13 protein-coding genes are annotated in these 15,467 nt (G+C 39.6%); 7 read left to right on the top strand and 6 right to left on the bottom strand.

Annotated features, from left to right (window positions below):
- Window positions 1-54: 54 nt before the first annotated feature.
- The 6 genes from GTQ43_RS17565 to GTQ43_RS17540 all read right to left on the bottom strand — a co-directional run bounded on the left by GTQ43_RS17565 (window position 55) and on the right by GTQ43_RS17540 (window position 7,889).
- A complete protein-coding gene (locus GTQ43_RS17565) occupies window positions 55-519 on the bottom strand; it encodes a hypothetical protein (protein WP_265274035.1) in 465 nt (154 codons plus the stop codon).
- 55 nt (window positions 520-574) lie between these two features.
- A complete protein-coding gene (locus tag GTQ43_RS17560; protein WP_265274034.1) occupies window positions 575-1,666 on the bottom strand; it encodes a cyclic nucleotide-binding domain-containing protein in 1,092 nt (363 codons plus the stop codon).
- Window positions 1,667-1,768: 102 nt separating this feature from the next.
- Window positions 1,769-2,974 (bottom strand): DUF7005 family protein, encoded by a 1,206-nt coding sequence (locus GTQ43_RS17555; protein ID WP_265274033.1) that lies wholly within the window; start codon window positions 2,972-2,974, stop codon window positions 1,769-1,771.
- Between the two features lie 2 nt (window positions 2,975-2,976).
- A complete protein-coding gene (locus GTQ43_RS17550) occupies window positions 2,977-3,768 on the bottom strand; it encodes a MinD/ParA family protein (RefSeq protein WP_265274032.1) in 792 nt (263 codons plus the stop codon).
- Window positions 3,769-3,821: 53 nt separating this feature from the next.
- Window positions 3,822-6,419 (bottom strand): hypothetical protein, encoded by a 2,598-nt coding sequence (locus tag GTQ43_RS17545; protein WP_265274031.1) that lies wholly within the window; start codon window positions 6,417-6,419, stop codon window positions 3,822-3,824.
- Between the two features lie 18 nt (window positions 6,420-6,437).
- Window positions 6,438-7,889 carry a cache domain-containing protein gene (locus GTQ43_RS17540; protein ID WP_265274030.1) on the bottom strand — a complete coding sequence of 484 codons (1,452 nt, stop codon included), beginning with the start codon at window positions 7,887-7,889 and terminating at the stop codon, window positions 6,438-6,440.
- Window positions 7,890-8,303: 414 nt separating this feature from the next.
- Between GTQ43_RS17540 and GTQ43_RS17535 the strand changes: the two genes are divergently transcribed.
- From GTQ43_RS17535 to GTQ43_RS17505, 7 genes are all read left to right on the top strand, one after another.
- Window positions 8,304-8,657 carry an NHLP leader peptide family RiPP precursor gene (locus GTQ43_RS17535; protein WP_265274029.1) on the top strand — a complete coding sequence of 118 codons (354 nt, stop codon included), beginning with the start codon at window positions 8,304-8,306 and terminating at the stop codon, window positions 8,655-8,657.
- Window positions 8,658-8,684: 27 nt separating this feature from the next.
- Complete coding sequence (locus tag GTQ43_RS17530; RefSeq protein WP_265274028.1) at window positions 8,685-9,044, top strand: NHLP leader peptide family RiPP precursor; 360 nt, start codon at window positions 8,685-8,687, stop codon at window positions 9,042-9,044.
- Window positions 9,045-9,129: 85 nt separating this feature from the next.
- Complete coding sequence (locus GTQ43_RS17525; protein ID WP_265274027.1) at window positions 9,130-9,483, top strand: NHLP leader peptide family RiPP precursor; 354 nt, start codon at window positions 9,130-9,132, stop codon at window positions 9,481-9,483.
- Between the two features lie 87 nt (window positions 9,484-9,570).
- Entirely contained in the window at window positions 9,571-9,963 is a 393-nt protein-coding gene (locus tag GTQ43_RS17520; protein ID WP_265274026.1) for an NHLP leader peptide family RiPP precursor, read from the top strand.
- 103 nt (window positions 9,964-10,066) lie between these two features.
- A complete protein-coding gene (locus GTQ43_RS17515; protein ID WP_265274025.1) occupies window positions 10,067-10,447 on the top strand; it encodes an NHLP leader peptide family RiPP precursor in 381 nt (126 codons plus the stop codon).
- Between the two features lie 397 nt (window positions 10,448-10,844).
- Window positions 10,845-11,978, top strand: a complete 1,134-nt coding sequence (locus GTQ43_RS17510; protein ID WP_265274024.1) for a quinone oxidoreductase family protein — start codon at window positions 10,845-10,847, stop codon at window positions 11,976-11,978.
- Window positions 11,979-12,039: 61 nt separating this feature from the next.
- Entirely contained in the window at window positions 12,040-15,345 is a 3,306-nt protein-coding gene (locus GTQ43_RS17505; RefSeq protein ID WP_265274023.1) for a type 2 lanthipeptide synthetase LanM family protein, read from the top strand.
- Window positions 15,346-15,467 lie beyond the last annotated feature (122 nt).

Raw genomic sequence — 15,467 nt, 5'->3', positions numbered from 1 at the left:
CTTATAAAGGGGAGGGAACTGGAATCAAAATTCTCCCTTTTAAGGGGCTGTTGTTTAAACGAGGATTTCAGATTTTTCTGAGACTTTGAAATCGAAAGACTCTAGATTATTTTTTGGTACTGATTTGGTTGAGCTATTTAGCAGCTTTATTACTAAGGTTTCATCGTGTCTAGCTAAATTTGCACTTAACACTCTCAGCATATCGACATAACGAAGATAGGTTTCATATTGATGTCGCTTGTCTGAAGGGAGGTTGCTAAATTCGACTCCTTTTCCCCATCGTTGAACTGTATTAGGTTTAATCTTTAATATTTTGGCAATTAAATTGACACATTTCTCTCGATAGCCATGTTCTGATTCTATGGCTATAATCTGGGTTTCTGTAAAGCGAAGTCTGCCATCTTCTTGAACATCTTCTAACCCAAACCATCGGCGACAAAATATCCTTGGATGCATCCCTTCACTTTGATTAACACAGGCTTTTAAAATTTTGTAACCTGCATTTGTGAAAAAAGTCATAACTTTACCTCATCAAAGTTTGCAGAAATAATGTGAACAGAAATATTGATGCTGTTTAAATTGCTTTCAAACTTTCTAACATCCAATCAAATCTGACCGCAGCTAATGACATCTGCTCTAAAATGTCAGAATCCAGTTCATCCTCATATTTAACGTTTTCGCTTAAGGTCTGTCCTGGACTGTAAGTGTGTCTTCTATAGCCCATGCGGTTTAGAAGTCCTTGGAATCTATCGGAAAGCAGGGTTGCGATCGCACGATAGAAGCGTGTAGCAAAACCGACATCTTGCTGTAACTTAGCTAGCAACTGCGATCGCGCGATCGCTAATACTAAAGAATCTTCTACCGCTTTAATGGTTGCATAAGGTAAACGTCCATCAATAAAGGTAGCTTCTCCCACGATTTCGCCTTTGTATAATTTGGCAATCTCTTGTTCGGAGGCTTTGTTTCCTTCTAAGGTTGCAAAGATGCGAGTTAAAGGATTATCTTGGTTGCTAGAAATAGAAACGCTCATTTGTCCTTGTAGTAAGACGTACAACGCATCTACTGGCCCGCCCTGCCGAAGCAGGGTTTCTTGGGGAGCAATTCTCTTAAGTTTGCCATTAGTAGTAAACCAATCGAGGTCACTATCGTGCAATTGACCGAAAATGAAAAGGACATCTCTAACCGGCTGAATCTGAACGAGTTTGCTACGACCAAGGCGTTCAATCAAACTTTGCAATCTATCTGAATATAAAATTGCGATCGCTCGATAGAAACGAGATGCAAATCCTGCATCTTGCTTTAACTTAGATTCTAATTGCCGCAGGGGGATAGACATCAACAAGGATTTTTCTAAAGCTTGAATATTAGTGGTCGAAGGAACACCAATTAACGAATTTTCTCCTACTACTTCCCCACTGGAGAATCTCGCAACTTCTAAACCAGATGTTCTATCCCCCTCGATAGTAGCGAAAGCACGAGCCAAAGAATTTTGACGAGTTGGAGAAACAGTAGCTATCAAAGTTCCTTCTAAAAGAATATGGAAAGTATCACCAACTTTCCCTGCTTGTACAAGGACAGTTTCAGATGGAATTTCACGTTTGTGACTTGTCGTGAACATCCAATCTATATCACTATTGCTCAATTCTTGGAGTAAAACTTCTCTCATTGCTTTACCTACAATTATTTTTGAAAAAAATCGACATTGAAGACAAGGGAAACAAGGATGAGAATAATAACTCTTGTACAGACACGATTAATCGCGTCTCTCCTAATAGACGCGATTAATCGCGTCTGTACTCCTAACTCCTAACTCGGTACTCTCAGTCTGTAGTTGTTCTAAAATCGCTAAAAGGCGGGAAGTAACTTTTTGGGAAGCTAATTCTTCTAGAGTTAAATAAGTCAAGGCGATAGATAACAGAAGTCGCTCGTTACCAATGTTTAAATCATCTATATACTCAGCATCGAAACGCTCTAAATTTAGAGCCGCATCTGTCACTAAAGCCTGTAAAATCTTAAAAGCTCCATCTGAAAGGGTTGGCTGACCGCGATAGTTTTGTAATCTACCGCTTTCTCGATAGTTGGCTAATGATTCTAAACCCATAAAACGCAAGAACCAATCGGCTCGATAGCGTCCAGTCGCAGCAACAATTCCTCGGTAGTCGGCGATGAGTTCGTCGAGGAGATTATTTTGCATTGAGTGAAATAGGCGGTGGGTAAAGTAGTGAGTGCATTCGTGTTCTAACCGAATCTTCAGCGATAAATGTCTCCATTCTGATTCTGAAAGTCCGATATCATTAGCAGAAACGTTGCTATAAAAGCCATCACTGAGAATAATAAATCGGTCTTGATAGCGACTTTTTTGAGGAATCAGCCGCGCAAACTCATCTTTCCAATCTGTTTCGGAGCAATTGGCAGGATTTTCTCTTTCCCATTGTTGGCGATAGCGGCGAATTCGATCCCAGTTATTGTAACCAGCAACCATGCAAGCGCCCATAGAGGCAGGTAGGGGTTGGGGTTCATTACGTTTGATTAGCGATCGCACTAAAGAAACAAAATCTTCTCGATTACCAGGAAGTATAACCGGAATCGCCCCCGCTAAACTTTGATAAATTTTTAAATCCAGCTTTTCTGGTTGTTCAAGGACTAAACCAGTTGCTTCAGAGATGCCGTCAAGATTAACTCCCTTCAAAGTAGCAGCCCGGTAGATTTCAGTTTGGCTAATTCCTTCTTGAATGGGAAACGACAACTGGACAAATACCTGCTTGAGGGTTTCAAATACACCTATTTCTTTAGCGGTAACAGCATACTCTTCCCAAGTCACAATATGCGGTTCGGGTTCGAGGGGAAACTTTAGAGATGGTTGCCAATTATCATGTTCAAAAATATTTTGATTGTAAATTAGTAGTTCTTCAATTTCCGATTCGGTCGCACCATAAGAGGCAAGTATGGCAGCCCGAAATATTTGCTGTTCCATTATTAAACACCTCCTCTAACCGCTACCTTGGCTTGCTCCCTAATAATCTGTGCCGTAATTTTTTGGACTACCTGACTAAAGGGATGGTTGGGATAGACCAAACAAAAAATATTACTGCTGGCAAGACGAATGATGTCTTCTGATAGGGGGACAATACCAGCAACTGGGGTTTTATAGGTAGATTCAACTTCTTGTTGCAAAGCATTAAAATCGAATGTCGATAAGGCTTTATTCACTACCAGCATCATCTTAGGTACTTCTAACTTGCGAGCTACTTCTAGCGTTACAGCAGTTCCTTGGAAGTCTTGTTGATCTGGGCGTAAAATCACAACGAGAATATCTGAAATAGCAATAGAAAGTAAAGTCTCTTCATTAAGACCGGGATGGGTATCAATTAACAAATAATCCAAATTTAGAGCATCAATGATTTCATAGAAACCATCGTTTAGTCTAGCTACGTCATATCCCTCACGCAGAATTCGGGTAATTTGACCAGGATTAATACTAGAAGGAATTAGGTAAAGTTTACCACTGTCTCCTTCTCCTTTTAAAAGATGAGTGACATCGTAGGCAGTATCTTCAATTGCACACTTACCCCACAGATAATCATTCAAACAATTATTCATCTTCTGCTCGTTCAGACCAAAAATAACGTGAATTCCTGGTGACTGAATATCAGTATCAATGATAGCGATTCTTTTCCCCTGTAATGCTAGAGTCGTAGCTAGGTTAGCTGTCATATTGGATTTACCAGTACCGCCACGGAATGAATGAACAGAAATAATTTGACTCATAAAATGCTCCTAAATTTGTCATTTGTCATTAGTTATTAATTCATCCCCCTCAATCAGGCTGTTGGGAATTGAAGTTTGAGACAGTATTTACCGTTAATCAGAGGCAATAAAACCTTGCCGCCAAAGAGTTTTAAATCGAACTGCATTTTGCAGTTTTCTCGATTTACTTCTAAAAGTGCGGACAAACTTTCAGAGTCACCGTTAGGATTATTGCTGTGCGCCCATACTCTGAGTTCTTCTGATTGCTTGGTTGGCAATTGGAAAATGGCATAACGCAGAGATGAGAGAGAGGGAATTTCTACAGAAGCGGCTTGATGGGTTTCTTCGCCGTCTGCATATCCCAGTCTTACTTGTGCTGTTTTCGGTCGTCCACCGGCGGTTATTTTGAAGAAGGTTTGTCCTCCTTGTTGCTTGTTTTCTTGTAACTCTATTACCGTGCGGGACATGAAGGCTCCAGTCTGCCACATGACTAAGGTAGTTGCTAAAGATAGGACAGTAACGCCCAAGGCAGCAATCCGGGCTAGGGGATTTTGCCAGATGAATAAGCCGTGGAGTAGCAGAGTAAACAAAGAGAAACTGTAGATGCTGGCAAGTAACCAGGGAGAGTTAAGCAGTTTAAAAACGATACCTGGTAATATTTCACCCTTTTGGCGGCTGGAAGCCAGTAGGAGTACTGGAAAAATCCCACCAACAAGAGAGTTACCTAATACTCCAGCAAAGCCGAGAACGCTGGTGAAGGATTGCTGTCCAGAAAAGAATAATCCTTCGGTTAATAAAAATACCAGGAATAGGGGAGTAATAGAAAGTAAGAATTGACGTTGTTCTAATAGATATGTCCAAGCCCGTTGCGCGATCGCTTTTTGGGATTTCTGCTTGTGGGTAGTTTTGTCTTCATCGCGCGTTCTCTCTAAAGCTCCCTCATAGGCGATCGCCATTGTAGAGATGACTTTTAAGCAGACACGATCTTCACTAACTGATTGTATTTCTATTTTCAGGTCAACATCACATAGATTTAAGTCTGAAAGTTTAGGGATTAACTCTTTAATATCCCAAGTTTTGGCAACTTTAATCTGTACTAGGTGAATGTTACCTTTCAATTGAATATCGAGATGAAAGGTAGGCTCTTTGTCTGCAAGTGCTAGATAAGTTAGACCAATTGAGCAGAGATTATAGCGATCGCGGGTTCGCAAAATTAGTCTACCCTGTTGACGAGGTAATGTCAAAATCGATTGCGGTTGGCTAGGAATCCATTCTCGTGCCAAGTTGACTAAAAGACTAGAACTCCTAAACCATGCCATTCCCAACAGAAATGTGATGAGTATTGCCCCCACAACCTTTACTATCGGGCCGTTCTGCTGCGCCAGTGGCTCCAAAACTGTTCCTGTCTGGGCTGCTAATATTTGCGGTGCGATCGCGCCGTTAACTGCCAGCACCCAAAGGCAAAACAGGAAAGTTAAAAAAGCTGTACCGGCGATGCTTCCCCAAATTAAGGAAGTCGCACTCGGATCTTTAGGTAATACCACCTTTGCACATTCGCCCACATATACGTGACCAAAGTAAAGCATCAAGGTAACGCCAAAAACTTGATGAAATATCTGGAGATTGAAAGCACTCCCATCGAAAAAAGCCCAGTTAATATACAACACATTGACTAATTGCCAATGCCCAAAAGAAAGTATTGTTAAAAATAAGAGCAAGCTGACATTTAATCCTGCTAACAAGATTGTCACCCCAATAGTTAGGTTGAGGGATTTACGCGAGAGGATGTATAATCCAAAGAAAAAAAGTAACCCTGCCCACAGGGAAGCCGGTAGGGAAGTAAAACTTGCCATTGTCGCTGATAAGCCGATGTAACAGGCTAGGGCGATTAAAAAGACACGAATCCCTACAGCAACGGAAAGAATTAGAGAACCAGCACTACCCAAGTAGTTTGTCGCTAATTGTTTAATGAAGGTTTTGCCGGCAAGAAAGTCTCCACTTCGAGCAATGGACTCTGCCATACAAACCATTGTCAAGATGTTAATTGTTCCCAAGACAATCAGAAATGCCACACTTGCGAGAGGCCCTAACTCAGCCACAGCAATGGGTAGAGCTAAGAAGGCTTGGGGAAGTCCCAAGGCAATTGTCACTAAAGAAGCAATCCAGAAAGGCGGTAAAGATTCTACTTTTTGGATACTCGCCGCCGCTATCCAAGACAATCTCTCTTTGAGGGAGACTTGGGAGGCGAAAGCTACTGCGATCGGTTTTTGGTAAAGGCGCTGATAAGCTTGCTCTACTGCTAGTCGATCGCAGTCTAAAGCCGCTCGGATATTGGGAACTAATTGCTTGGTGAAATTATATTTCTGACAGAAAGCATTGAGTAAAGCTGCTTTCAGTGTGGGGTTATCAGGTATAAGTACTGACCATTGGGGAGCAAAACGTTCTAAGTGTTGAATTTTGGGGCGCAGTGTGGGCGCTTTTCCCAGAGCAAAAGCTTCCAGAAAAGCCAACTCGCGATCGCGCTCGGCTGAGTCGGTAAGAGAAAACTCAACTCGTGATTGGGCTGCTAGTCGTGCTGTTTGTCTCTCGATGAGAAAGAGCAAAGTATTGGTACGTTTAGCAGGGAGTCCTGCTAATAAGTCTTGACGCGAAATTAGTTCATCAAATGACATATCTGCAACTATCCAATTTTATCGACCGACTTGTAACCGAGCTTTTTGAGCTTGCACTTTTTTCTGTAAATTATGGAAGTAATCTGTTGGAGTTTTATCCCTAACTTCGGCTCTGTTTCTCAGCTTTTGCGCCTTGTATTGGAGTTCTTGAAAGTATTGTGTTCCAGTAATTTCCGCTACCTGATTGGCTTTTTTGCTTTCATCAATTTCAATGCGTAATTCCTGCATCTGAAGTTCCATTTTTTGCTCTCGCACTCTGACTTCTTCTGCCATCTTCATAAATACCCGTACCAATTGCCCCATATCATCTTGAGTCCGAGAAGTCTTGAGCAAATTTCTGTACAAATTAGATTCGTGGTGAAGAAAATCTCCTTTTTCTAAACTTCGAGATGCGGCTATTAAAGTATTAATAGGTTTACTAATGGTTCGAGATAATGTGAGGGCAACAACTGCTGCGATCGCTCCTGCACCCAATACAAAGGTGATATTTTGCTCAAACAGAAGATTTACCGGAGCCATGAATATTACTTTGGGTTTACTAACCGCCACAACCCAGGATTGGGTTTGTAGGGGAGCATAACCAACTATCTGATAGTTCTTTTCTATCGGTGAGTAATAACTCGTATGTCCTGATGTTTCAGAATTGAGCATCACTTTTAACTCTGGAATATTCAAGCTTTTAATTAGGTTGCGACCATAACGCTTCTCGGCTGCAATCTTTTTTTGGCTGTCTAGCAGTAAAGGAGTCAGGCTGTTGTAGAGATATTCCCGATTGGAGTGACTAATGATAATTCCTTGTTCATCAACGAGAAAAGAAGTAATATTTGGTTCATTTACGGAGTTGATCACAGCCCAAATATCTGCCGCCGTAATTTTTATCGCTGCTACGCCCAAAACTTCGCCACTTTCAGAGTATACAGGATAGGTGAAGAATACGCCCTCTCGTTTGGTTGTGACACCAATTAAGATACTAGAAACAAAAGCATCCCCTGCGATCGCTCGTTGAAAATACTCTCGAAAAGCATAGTTTCGTCCAATTAAAGAAAGTTCTGTAGAAGCTATACATATACCGTTTTTATCTATAAGGTAAACCAGATCGTAATTAGGGTGAGTGCTAGCAACTCTCTGCAAGACTTTTTGCGCTTCCGAGCGGAAAGTTTCTCGATTCAGAGGTGCAGCCTTAAGAAAATTTCCCACCCTAGAGTCTGTAGCTATATTTTTGATAGTGTTTTGATTATCAATAATCAACTGATCTAGGCGATTGGCTTTACTCGTGGCAATCAGTTGCAACTTATAGTATTCACTATTTTCAATACTTTCTGTACTCCTTTCGAGATTGTAATAGCCAACAAAGCTCATAGGTAAAATTGCGATTGATAGGAAGGCTACTGAGAGCTTGACGGTAATCGACCACGCTAAAGGATTAAAGAATTGAACTAAGCGATTTAAGTTGATAAATTTAGACTGCATCTTGCATAAGTGCTTTATTTAGGTATTAAACTAAAACTTTTCTGTAAATTAACACTTTTAGGATCGCCGTTGTCAACAAAATACACTTTTTTTATTTCAGAGTAACTTTTTTTTAGATCCTTAATACTGCATAGATTTTGTATGACTTTTTAACTCCTAAAAAGGTACAGAGTCAACAGGCTAGACCTCCTTCTCGATGCGGGAAGGGGTAAAATTCAAAGCCTCTCTCCTTTTAAGAGAGGTAAAATGTTGAAGATTTTAATAAACGATAAAAGATGAGTTTTAACTAAAAATTGTTAATTGAAATTGAATTCAACCCATGATTAACTACAGGGGTGGGGAAAAAAGCAAGTTTTTTCTCAGCTAATTGAGACATAAATAAAACTAAAATACCGTAATTCAAGGTAAGGCAACATGAGCGAACAAGAAGCGCAAACTCGGAAAGATATTGAATCTCGAATTATCGCTAAAGCTTGGAAAAGTGAAGCTTATAAACAAGAGCTTTTAAGCAATCCTAAATCCATCATTGAGCAAGAATTTGCAGTAGAATTACCTGCTGAATTAAATGTATCTGTATACGAAGAAAATTCTACTTCTTTGTACTTTGTCCTCCCAATTATGCCCGAAATAGAAGGACGAGAGCTATCTGAAGAGGAGCTTGAGTCGGTTGCTGGAGGCACTATAGGTGGGCTACTTAGCCTTGCTATAGGAGTGACACCTTATACAGGGGATATCGTAAAAGCAACGAAAAAATTAACGAAAAAGTAAGTCTAAATATTGTCGCAACAAAAGAAAATGAACGGACAACAAGAGCAAGCGCAAACTCGCAAAGACATCGAAGCCCGGATCATCGCCAGAGCCTGGAAAGATGAAGCTTACAAGCAAGAATTGCTAACCAACCCCAAAGCTGTGATCGAGCGGGAATTTGGAGTGGAATTTCCTACTGAAGTCAACGTGCAAGCTCTTGAAGAGAATTCTACCTCTTTGTATTTTGTCCTGCCAATTAGTCGAGTAGCCGTTGCTCAAGAATTATCTGAAGAGCAACTAGAAGCGATCGCTGGGGGTTATATGACAACTCTGTTGTCAATGGGGGCAAAAATAAATCCCATTTTGCCCATACGAAACTCAATAGTGAAAACAGTTAAAAGAAACTGACAACTTTAACTGGTTTCAGCCCATAAAAACTTCAGAGTTATCTTGACTTTGATAGAACTAAAAAATTCACAAAGGAGAAATTAAAATGAGCGAAGAACAAGCACAAACTCGCCAAGACATCGAAGCCCGCATCATCGCCAAAGCCTGGAAAGATGAAGCTTACAAGCAAGAATTATTAACCAATCCTAAAGCTGTCATTGAGCGGGAATTTGGGGTGGAATTTCCTAGTGAAGTAAATATACAAGTCCTCGAAGAAAATCCTACTTCCCTACATTTTGTATTGCCAATTAGTCCAGTAGCCTTCGCCCAAGATTTATCTGAAGAGCAATTAGAAGCGATCGCAGGTGGTAAAGACTATAGATTAGAGATAGCTAAAGGCGCAATCACTACTGCCATAGGAATAACCATACTCGATACGTTGAAAAAGTTGACCAAATAATAGACTTGAAGTCTATTGAAAAATCGAATCAGAAAATTAGACGCATAGCAGTTTACCAATTACAAAAATTACAAAGGATAAGCAAAAATGAGCGAACAAGAACAAGCGCAAACTCGCCAAGACATTGAAGCCCGGATCATCGCCAAAGCTTGGAAAGATGAAGCTTACAAACAAGAATTACTAACCAATCCTAAAGCTGCGATCGAGCGCGAATTTGGAGTAGAATTTCCTGCTGATGTCAAGGTGCAAGTCCTAGAAGAAAATTCTACTTCCCTGCATTTTGTGCTACCGATGAGTCCAGTAGCCATCGCCCAAGAGTTATCTGAAGAGCAATTAGAAGCGATCGCTGGGGGTGTTGGTCTATCAGCAGTTTTAATAACTGTAAAAGTAACAAATGCTGCCGTAAAATGGACTCCAAGAGCTAGCGCTGTTTCAGCAGCAGCATCAGTAGGGGCAAGTATAGGAGCCATTAAAAAATAAAAATGGTATAACCTTGAGTTGTTCTGAACATCAAAAATTCAGGGTTTTTTGATTCTGATAAAAGCTGATTACTCATTACAAAAATCACAAAGGAGAAAGGAAAATGAGCGAACAGGAACAAGCACAAACTCGCCAAGATATCGAAGCTCGGATCATTGCCAAAGCTTGGAAAGATGAAGCTTACAAACAAGAATTACTAAACAATCCTAAAGCTGCGATCGAGCGCGAATTTGGAGTAGAATTTCCTGCTGATGTTAACGTGCAAGTCCTAGAAGAAAATTCTACTTCCCTGCATTTTGTGCTACCGATGAGTCCAGTAGCCATCGCCCAAGAGTTATCTGAAGAGCAATTAGAAGCGATCGCTGGGGGTGCTGGCGCTCTTTCTAAACTTACAAAATGGGTGGCTAATAATCAGAGTAAACTTGTTGGTACGCCATTAGGTGCGTTGAGTGTATCTGCTAGTTATTACGGCGTAACGAAGTAATAGCTATAGTTGCATACGTTATGCGTATTTTAGTTTAACCACACACAAGTTGAATTACCCCCCTTAATCCCCCTTGGAAAAGGTGGAAACAGGCAATCTGGTTCCCTCCCCAATATATCGGGGAGGGTTAGGGTGGGGTAAAAGGTATGTGGGATAAGCGTTTGAGCTTAAGTTGACACCAGTGAGCAATGCTGTGCCCCTACCGCATGGTCTATTTATCTGAAAATAGCTGTAAAAAATCTCTGATATCTCTGCAACATTTCCAGACTGTGACTACTCATAGCGACGTGAAATAGAATTGATCTTAAATGGCTATTTTTGATAAAAATCTTGATTAAAAAAATAGCGATCGCCAGCTTTGACTGGCTATATACAACATATTTTGGAAGTGGAAACAATGAAAAATATTGCTGTTTATTCTAACAAACTTAACAAACTTAATAATCCTATCTATAGAACTAATAAAATTGATTATATAGATATGAATAATGTCCCCATATTCTGTGGATTAGTTGAAACTAAAGATATTCATTTTGATAATAATTCCCCAGAAAACCAATTTAAAGTTTTAGTCAAAAAAACAGCATTCTCATGTAATTACCGTGATAAAGCTATCATTTTTGAAGCTACTATAAATGCACCAGAAGATTCATTTTTGGTAGTTGGCTCAGACTTTGTTGGTATAGTTATTGATATGGGGTCGGAAGTGACAGGATTAAAAATTGGCGATAGAGTTATTGCTAATAATGCCTATCCAGAATCAGGCTTTCCAGGAGTTCAAGCAGGTATACCTAGCAATAGTGAATCAAAAGAATATCAGGTATTTCATCAAGTTAAGTTAATGAAAATACCTCCACAAATGCCGGATGAAGTTGCTGCTGCTTTTAGTATTGGAGGGCAAACTAGCTATAGCATTGTCCGTAAGTTTAACCCAACGAAAGGTTCTAATATTTTAGTGACTGCGGCTAAATCTAATACTTCTTTGTTTGTGATTAATGCCTTGAAAAAATACGGCGTGAACATTTATGCTACAAGTACCTCAAGGGTTTTTGCAGAGGAACTCACAGCGCTGGGAGTTAAAGAGGTTATTCTAGTCGAGTCAAAACCTAATAGTCTGCTGGAAAATGAATCAATTCAAAAAATAGTTTCGGAAACAGGTGGATTTAATTGTGTATTTGATCCTTTTTTCGACCTCTATTTAGGACAAGCTGTTGAACTGATGGCTACGGGAGGAAAGTATATAACTTGTGGTTTATACGATCAATACTATAACTGTATTAATCAATCATTTACTCCCTTCTCTTTAGATTTAAATCGCATCATGTCATCAGTTATGGTCAAAAATTTAGAGATAATTGGTAATTGTATTGGTCTAACAGAAGACTTGGAAGATGCAATTCAAGATTATGTTTCAGGGAATTTAAAAGTCATAATTGACTCTGCTTTTAGTGGTAAAAAAATAGGGGCTTTCTTTGAGCGAACTTATAATGCAAAAGATAGATTTGGTAAAGTTGTTTATAAGTATGATTGAGAGGATGTTTGAAAACCGAAAAGGCAAGTAACAAATTTGAAAATATCCTCAAAGGTAAATAATGTTAAATGAAATACTGGCAACGTCAAATTTATCTAGTCATGATTCTGCTGTAAAAATCAATTCATCTATCAAGATTTCTTCCCACAATCTTATTTCAATTGTCGAAAAAGCTAGTACGCTTTCCGAGCGTCTAGGCAGAGAATTTATTCACAATAAATTAGAAACAGAGCAGTCTTTAATTGATGCTAGATTAGAAAAATGGTGTCAAATAGCCGCTAAGGGCAATCAAGAAAAATTTGCCAAGCGGTTGAGTTGGGATAATCTAGATACAGATGCAGTTCGCTTTGCATTGGGTAGTGTTTCTCTAGTAGATAAACAAGCTCTACCCAGTTGGACAGATACTTTAAAAAAAGCAATGGAACTTGCTGCTTGTTCTAGTGAGAGAGTTTTTTATGAAGAATTGCAACAATATTTAGATTCTGATAAACCATTGCCATTTGAAGAGGTTTTGTTACCTTTTATTGAGGTAGCAATGCATAAACTGAGCGAACGAGCAGGTTCTAGTTATGAACTATTGTCAGACAAGGCTCGGATTCAATTAGGTCAAAGTCTCCTGAAAAAGTTGACAGATTTGTTTGCACAATCTTTAGACTTAGAATTCTCAATTGCTCGTGCTTACAAAAGCTCTCAATTAGTCCGTTTAATTGGACAACTACAAGGTAATTCTTCCAGAGAGCAGTATGTAAAGTTTGTCAAAGGCTTACTTAGCGACGGTTTGCTGGCATTCTTTCAAGAATACAGCGTATTGGCTCGATTGGCTGCGATCGCAACAGACTTGTGGATTGAAGCTAGCGCCGAATTTCTCCTGAGATTGGCTTCAGATTGGAATGAAATTAAACAAATTTTTCAGGAAAATCAAGAATTAGGACAAGTCATTGATATCAAATCATCACTTTCCGATCCACACAATTGTGGAAGAAGTGTAATTATCATTCAGTTTACCTCAAATTTGAAGCTAGTTTATAAGCCTAAAAATCTCGGTTTAGAACAGGCTTATTTTGAATTTATCTCTTGGATAAACGAACAAAATATTACTTTACCTCTCAAAACTCTCAAAATTATTAATAGTTCTACCCACGGTTGGATGGAATTTGTAGAGGCATTGCCTTGTGAAGACCAACAGGCAGTCAAACGCTATTATCAGCGTGCGGGAATGATATTAGCTATAGTCTACGCATTGAAGGGGACAGATTGCCATTGCGAAAACTTAATTGCTTGTGGAGAGCAACCAGTTTTAGTAGATTTAGAAACTTTGTTTCACCATACTATGTGGATGAAGGAAGATCAGCCTGAAGCCATATCAATAGTAAATCAAAAACTTGCCGATTCTGTAATAGTTACTGCTCTATTACCAGGAGTGCATATTGCCGATTATAAGCAATTGGGTGAGTTAGCAAATTCCTTAGATTATTGTGGGTTTGGAGGTTTAAACGAACAGCAGGTGTCTGCACCTATTCTCAAATGGGTGAATGTGAATACAGATAGTATGGCTATGGGAAAAGAAGACCAAGAGCTACTATCAGAAAATAATAATCAACCTTTTGGAGAAAATCTGGATACATCGTTAAGCAAGCATTTAGAAGAGTTAATTGCTGGCTTTAAACAAATGTATCAGTTTTTCGGGCAATCTAAAAAAGCCCTCTTAGCACCTGATAATCCCATAAAAGCATTTGCTGGTCAGAAAGTTCGTCTTGTGCTTCGCAACACTCAGCTTTATGCGTCGATTTTACAAAATTCCTTGCATCCTAAATGTCTGCGAGATGGAGTAGACCGCAGTATCGAGTTAGATATTCTGGCTTTGGGTTTCGTTTCCTCAAAAGATAAACATCCTTCTTGGGCAATGCTAGCACCAGAAAAACAGGCTTTAGAACAGCTTGATATTCCTTATGTTAGTGCTTATTCAGATAGTGATGCAATTGTAATTAATTCAAACACAACGATTGAAAAATTTGTTGAGAATTCTAGTTACAATGATGTAATAACTCGTCTGCAACAGCTTGATAATGTCAATTTAGCCGAGCAAATTACTATTATCCAGGGTTCGTTTTACTCAAGTCGGACTGGTGAACAATTAGACTTATTAAGTTTATCAAGCACTACTCCCAACTTAGATGAAATAGCTCTTTTGAGTGAAGAAGCAATTTTGCATCAAGTAATAGAAATTGCTCAAGAAATTAAGCAGCGAGCTATTTACGGAAGTAACAATACTGTTGCTTGGCTGGGGATGATATCCGATTTTTCGGGGCAACGTTTTCAACTGCGACCGATGGGCCATAGTCTTTATAATGGTTCTGGCGGCGTAGCTTTATTTTTGGCAGCATTAGCATCAGTTACAAATAAAGGAGAATTTGGCGATTTAGCATTAGGAACTTTACAATCTTTACGCAAAGGTCTTGATGAACGAGATCCTGAACTTCAACAAGCTTTGATTAAAAATATGGGTATGGGAGGCGCTACAGGATTGGCCTCTGTCGTCTATACTTTTGTGCGGATTGCGGAATTTTTATCGGAACTAAAATTAATTGAAGATGCTCAACAAATAGCTTCTTGGTTAAAAGTAGATGTAACTGCTGTGGAAGAAGAACCAGGTATTATCAAGGGTGCGGCTGGAACGATTCTCAGCTTATTAGCTTTGTATAAAGTGACTCAAGAATCTGATAATTTAGTGCAAGCGATCGCATGGGGCAATTATCTTTTAGATCGGCGCGTCACCACAGATACGGGTTGTCAAATCTGGAAGAACGCCGAAGGTGAATCTTTAACAGGATTTTCTCAGGGGATAGCTGGCATTGCCTACGCCTTGCTACAGTTGTCTGCAATAGCTAAAGATTCAACTTTTCTCTCAGCAGCCAAAGAAGCGATCGCTTATGAACAAGGTTCTTTGCCAGATAATACTCAGTTATCACCCCTAGCTAGCTGGTGTCATGGTTTACCCGGTATTACTCTGGCTCGTTTGGGAGGCTTAAATATTCTAAATACAGAGGAAATACACCAAGAACTAGAAATCATCCAGCAGCCCAGTTTAAAGGCTTTGGATAACCTCTGCTGTGGTAATTTTGCCGATGTTGAAGTACTGCTAGTAGCTGCTGAACAACTTTCCCGTCCAGAATTGCTAGAAACTGCTCGTTTGCAGACATCTCTAGTTTTGCATAGAACCGCGATCGCTGGTTCTTTCCAACTACTTCCTAACTTACCTCTTGAAGTCTATCACCCCGGCTTTAGTCAAGGAAGTGCTGGTATTGGTTATCAACTGTTAAGACTTCTCTATCCGAGTAAACTACCTTCGGTACTACTCTGGCAATAACTCTATTACAGCGATTACATCTCCTAAACAAGGGGTAAAATCCCCTTGGATCGCCAAGTTTGATTTTGTACAGCTTCCAAAATAATAATCCCACCCATTCATCATAATTCGTAATTACGAAT

Source organism: Nostoc sp. KVJ3 (assembly GCF_026127265.1).
Lineage (GTDB): Bacteria > Cyanobacteriota > Cyanobacteriia > Cyanobacteriales > Nostocaceae > Nostoc.
The sequence above is the reverse complement of the archived record's forward strand: the minus strand, read 5'-3'. Positions and strand labels throughout refer to the sequence as shown.

Excerpts from the sequence above, each read along its gene's own strand:
- GTQ43_RS17565 (WP_265274035.1), bottom strand. The coding sequence starts at position 519 with ATGACTTTTTTCACAAATGCAGGTTACAAAATTTTAAAAGCCTGTGTT.
- GTQ43_RS17560 (WP_265274034.1), bottom strand. The coding sequence starts at position 1,666 with ATGAGAGAAGTTTTACTCCAAGAATTGAGCAATAGTGATATAGATTGG.
- GTQ43_RS17555 (WP_265274033.1), bottom strand. The coding sequence starts at position 2,974 with ATGGAACAGCAAATATTTCGGGCTGCCATACTTGCCTCTTATGGTGCG.
- GTQ43_RS17550 (WP_265274032.1), bottom strand. The coding sequence starts at position 3,768 with ATGAGTCAAATTATTTCTGTTCATTCATTCCGTGGCGGTACTGGTAAA.
- GTQ43_RS17545 (WP_265274031.1), bottom strand. The coding sequence starts at position 6,419 with ATGTCATTTGATGAACTAATTTCGCGTCAAGACTTATTAGCAGGACTC.
- GTQ43_RS17540 (WP_265274030.1), bottom strand. The coding sequence starts at position 7,889 with ATGCAGTCTAAATTTATCAACTTAAATCGCTTAGTTCAATTCTTTAAT.
- GTQ43_RS17535 (WP_265274029.1), top strand. The coding sequence starts at position 8,304 with ATGAGCGAACAAGAAGCGCAAACTCGGAAAGATATTGAATCTCGAATT.
- GTQ43_RS17530 (WP_265274028.1), top strand. The coding sequence starts at position 8,685 with ATGAACGGACAACAAGAGCAAGCGCAAACTCGCAAAGACATCGAAGCC.
- GTQ43_RS17525 (WP_265274027.1), top strand. The coding sequence starts at position 9,130 with ATGAGCGAAGAACAAGCACAAACTCGCCAAGACATCGAAGCCCGCATC.
- GTQ43_RS17520 (WP_265274026.1), top strand. The coding sequence starts at position 9,571 with ATGAGCGAACAAGAACAAGCGCAAACTCGCCAAGACATTGAAGCCCGG.
- GTQ43_RS17515 (WP_265274025.1), top strand. The coding sequence starts at position 10,067 with ATGAGCGAACAGGAACAAGCACAAACTCGCCAAGATATCGAAGCTCGG.
- GTQ43_RS17510 (WP_265274024.1), top strand. The coding sequence starts at position 10,845 with ATGAAAAATATTGCTGTTTATTCTAACAAACTTAACAAACTTAATAAT.
- GTQ43_RS17505 (WP_265274023.1), top strand. The coding sequence starts at position 12,040 with ATGTTAAATGAAATACTGGCAACGTCAAATTTATCTAGTCATGATTCT.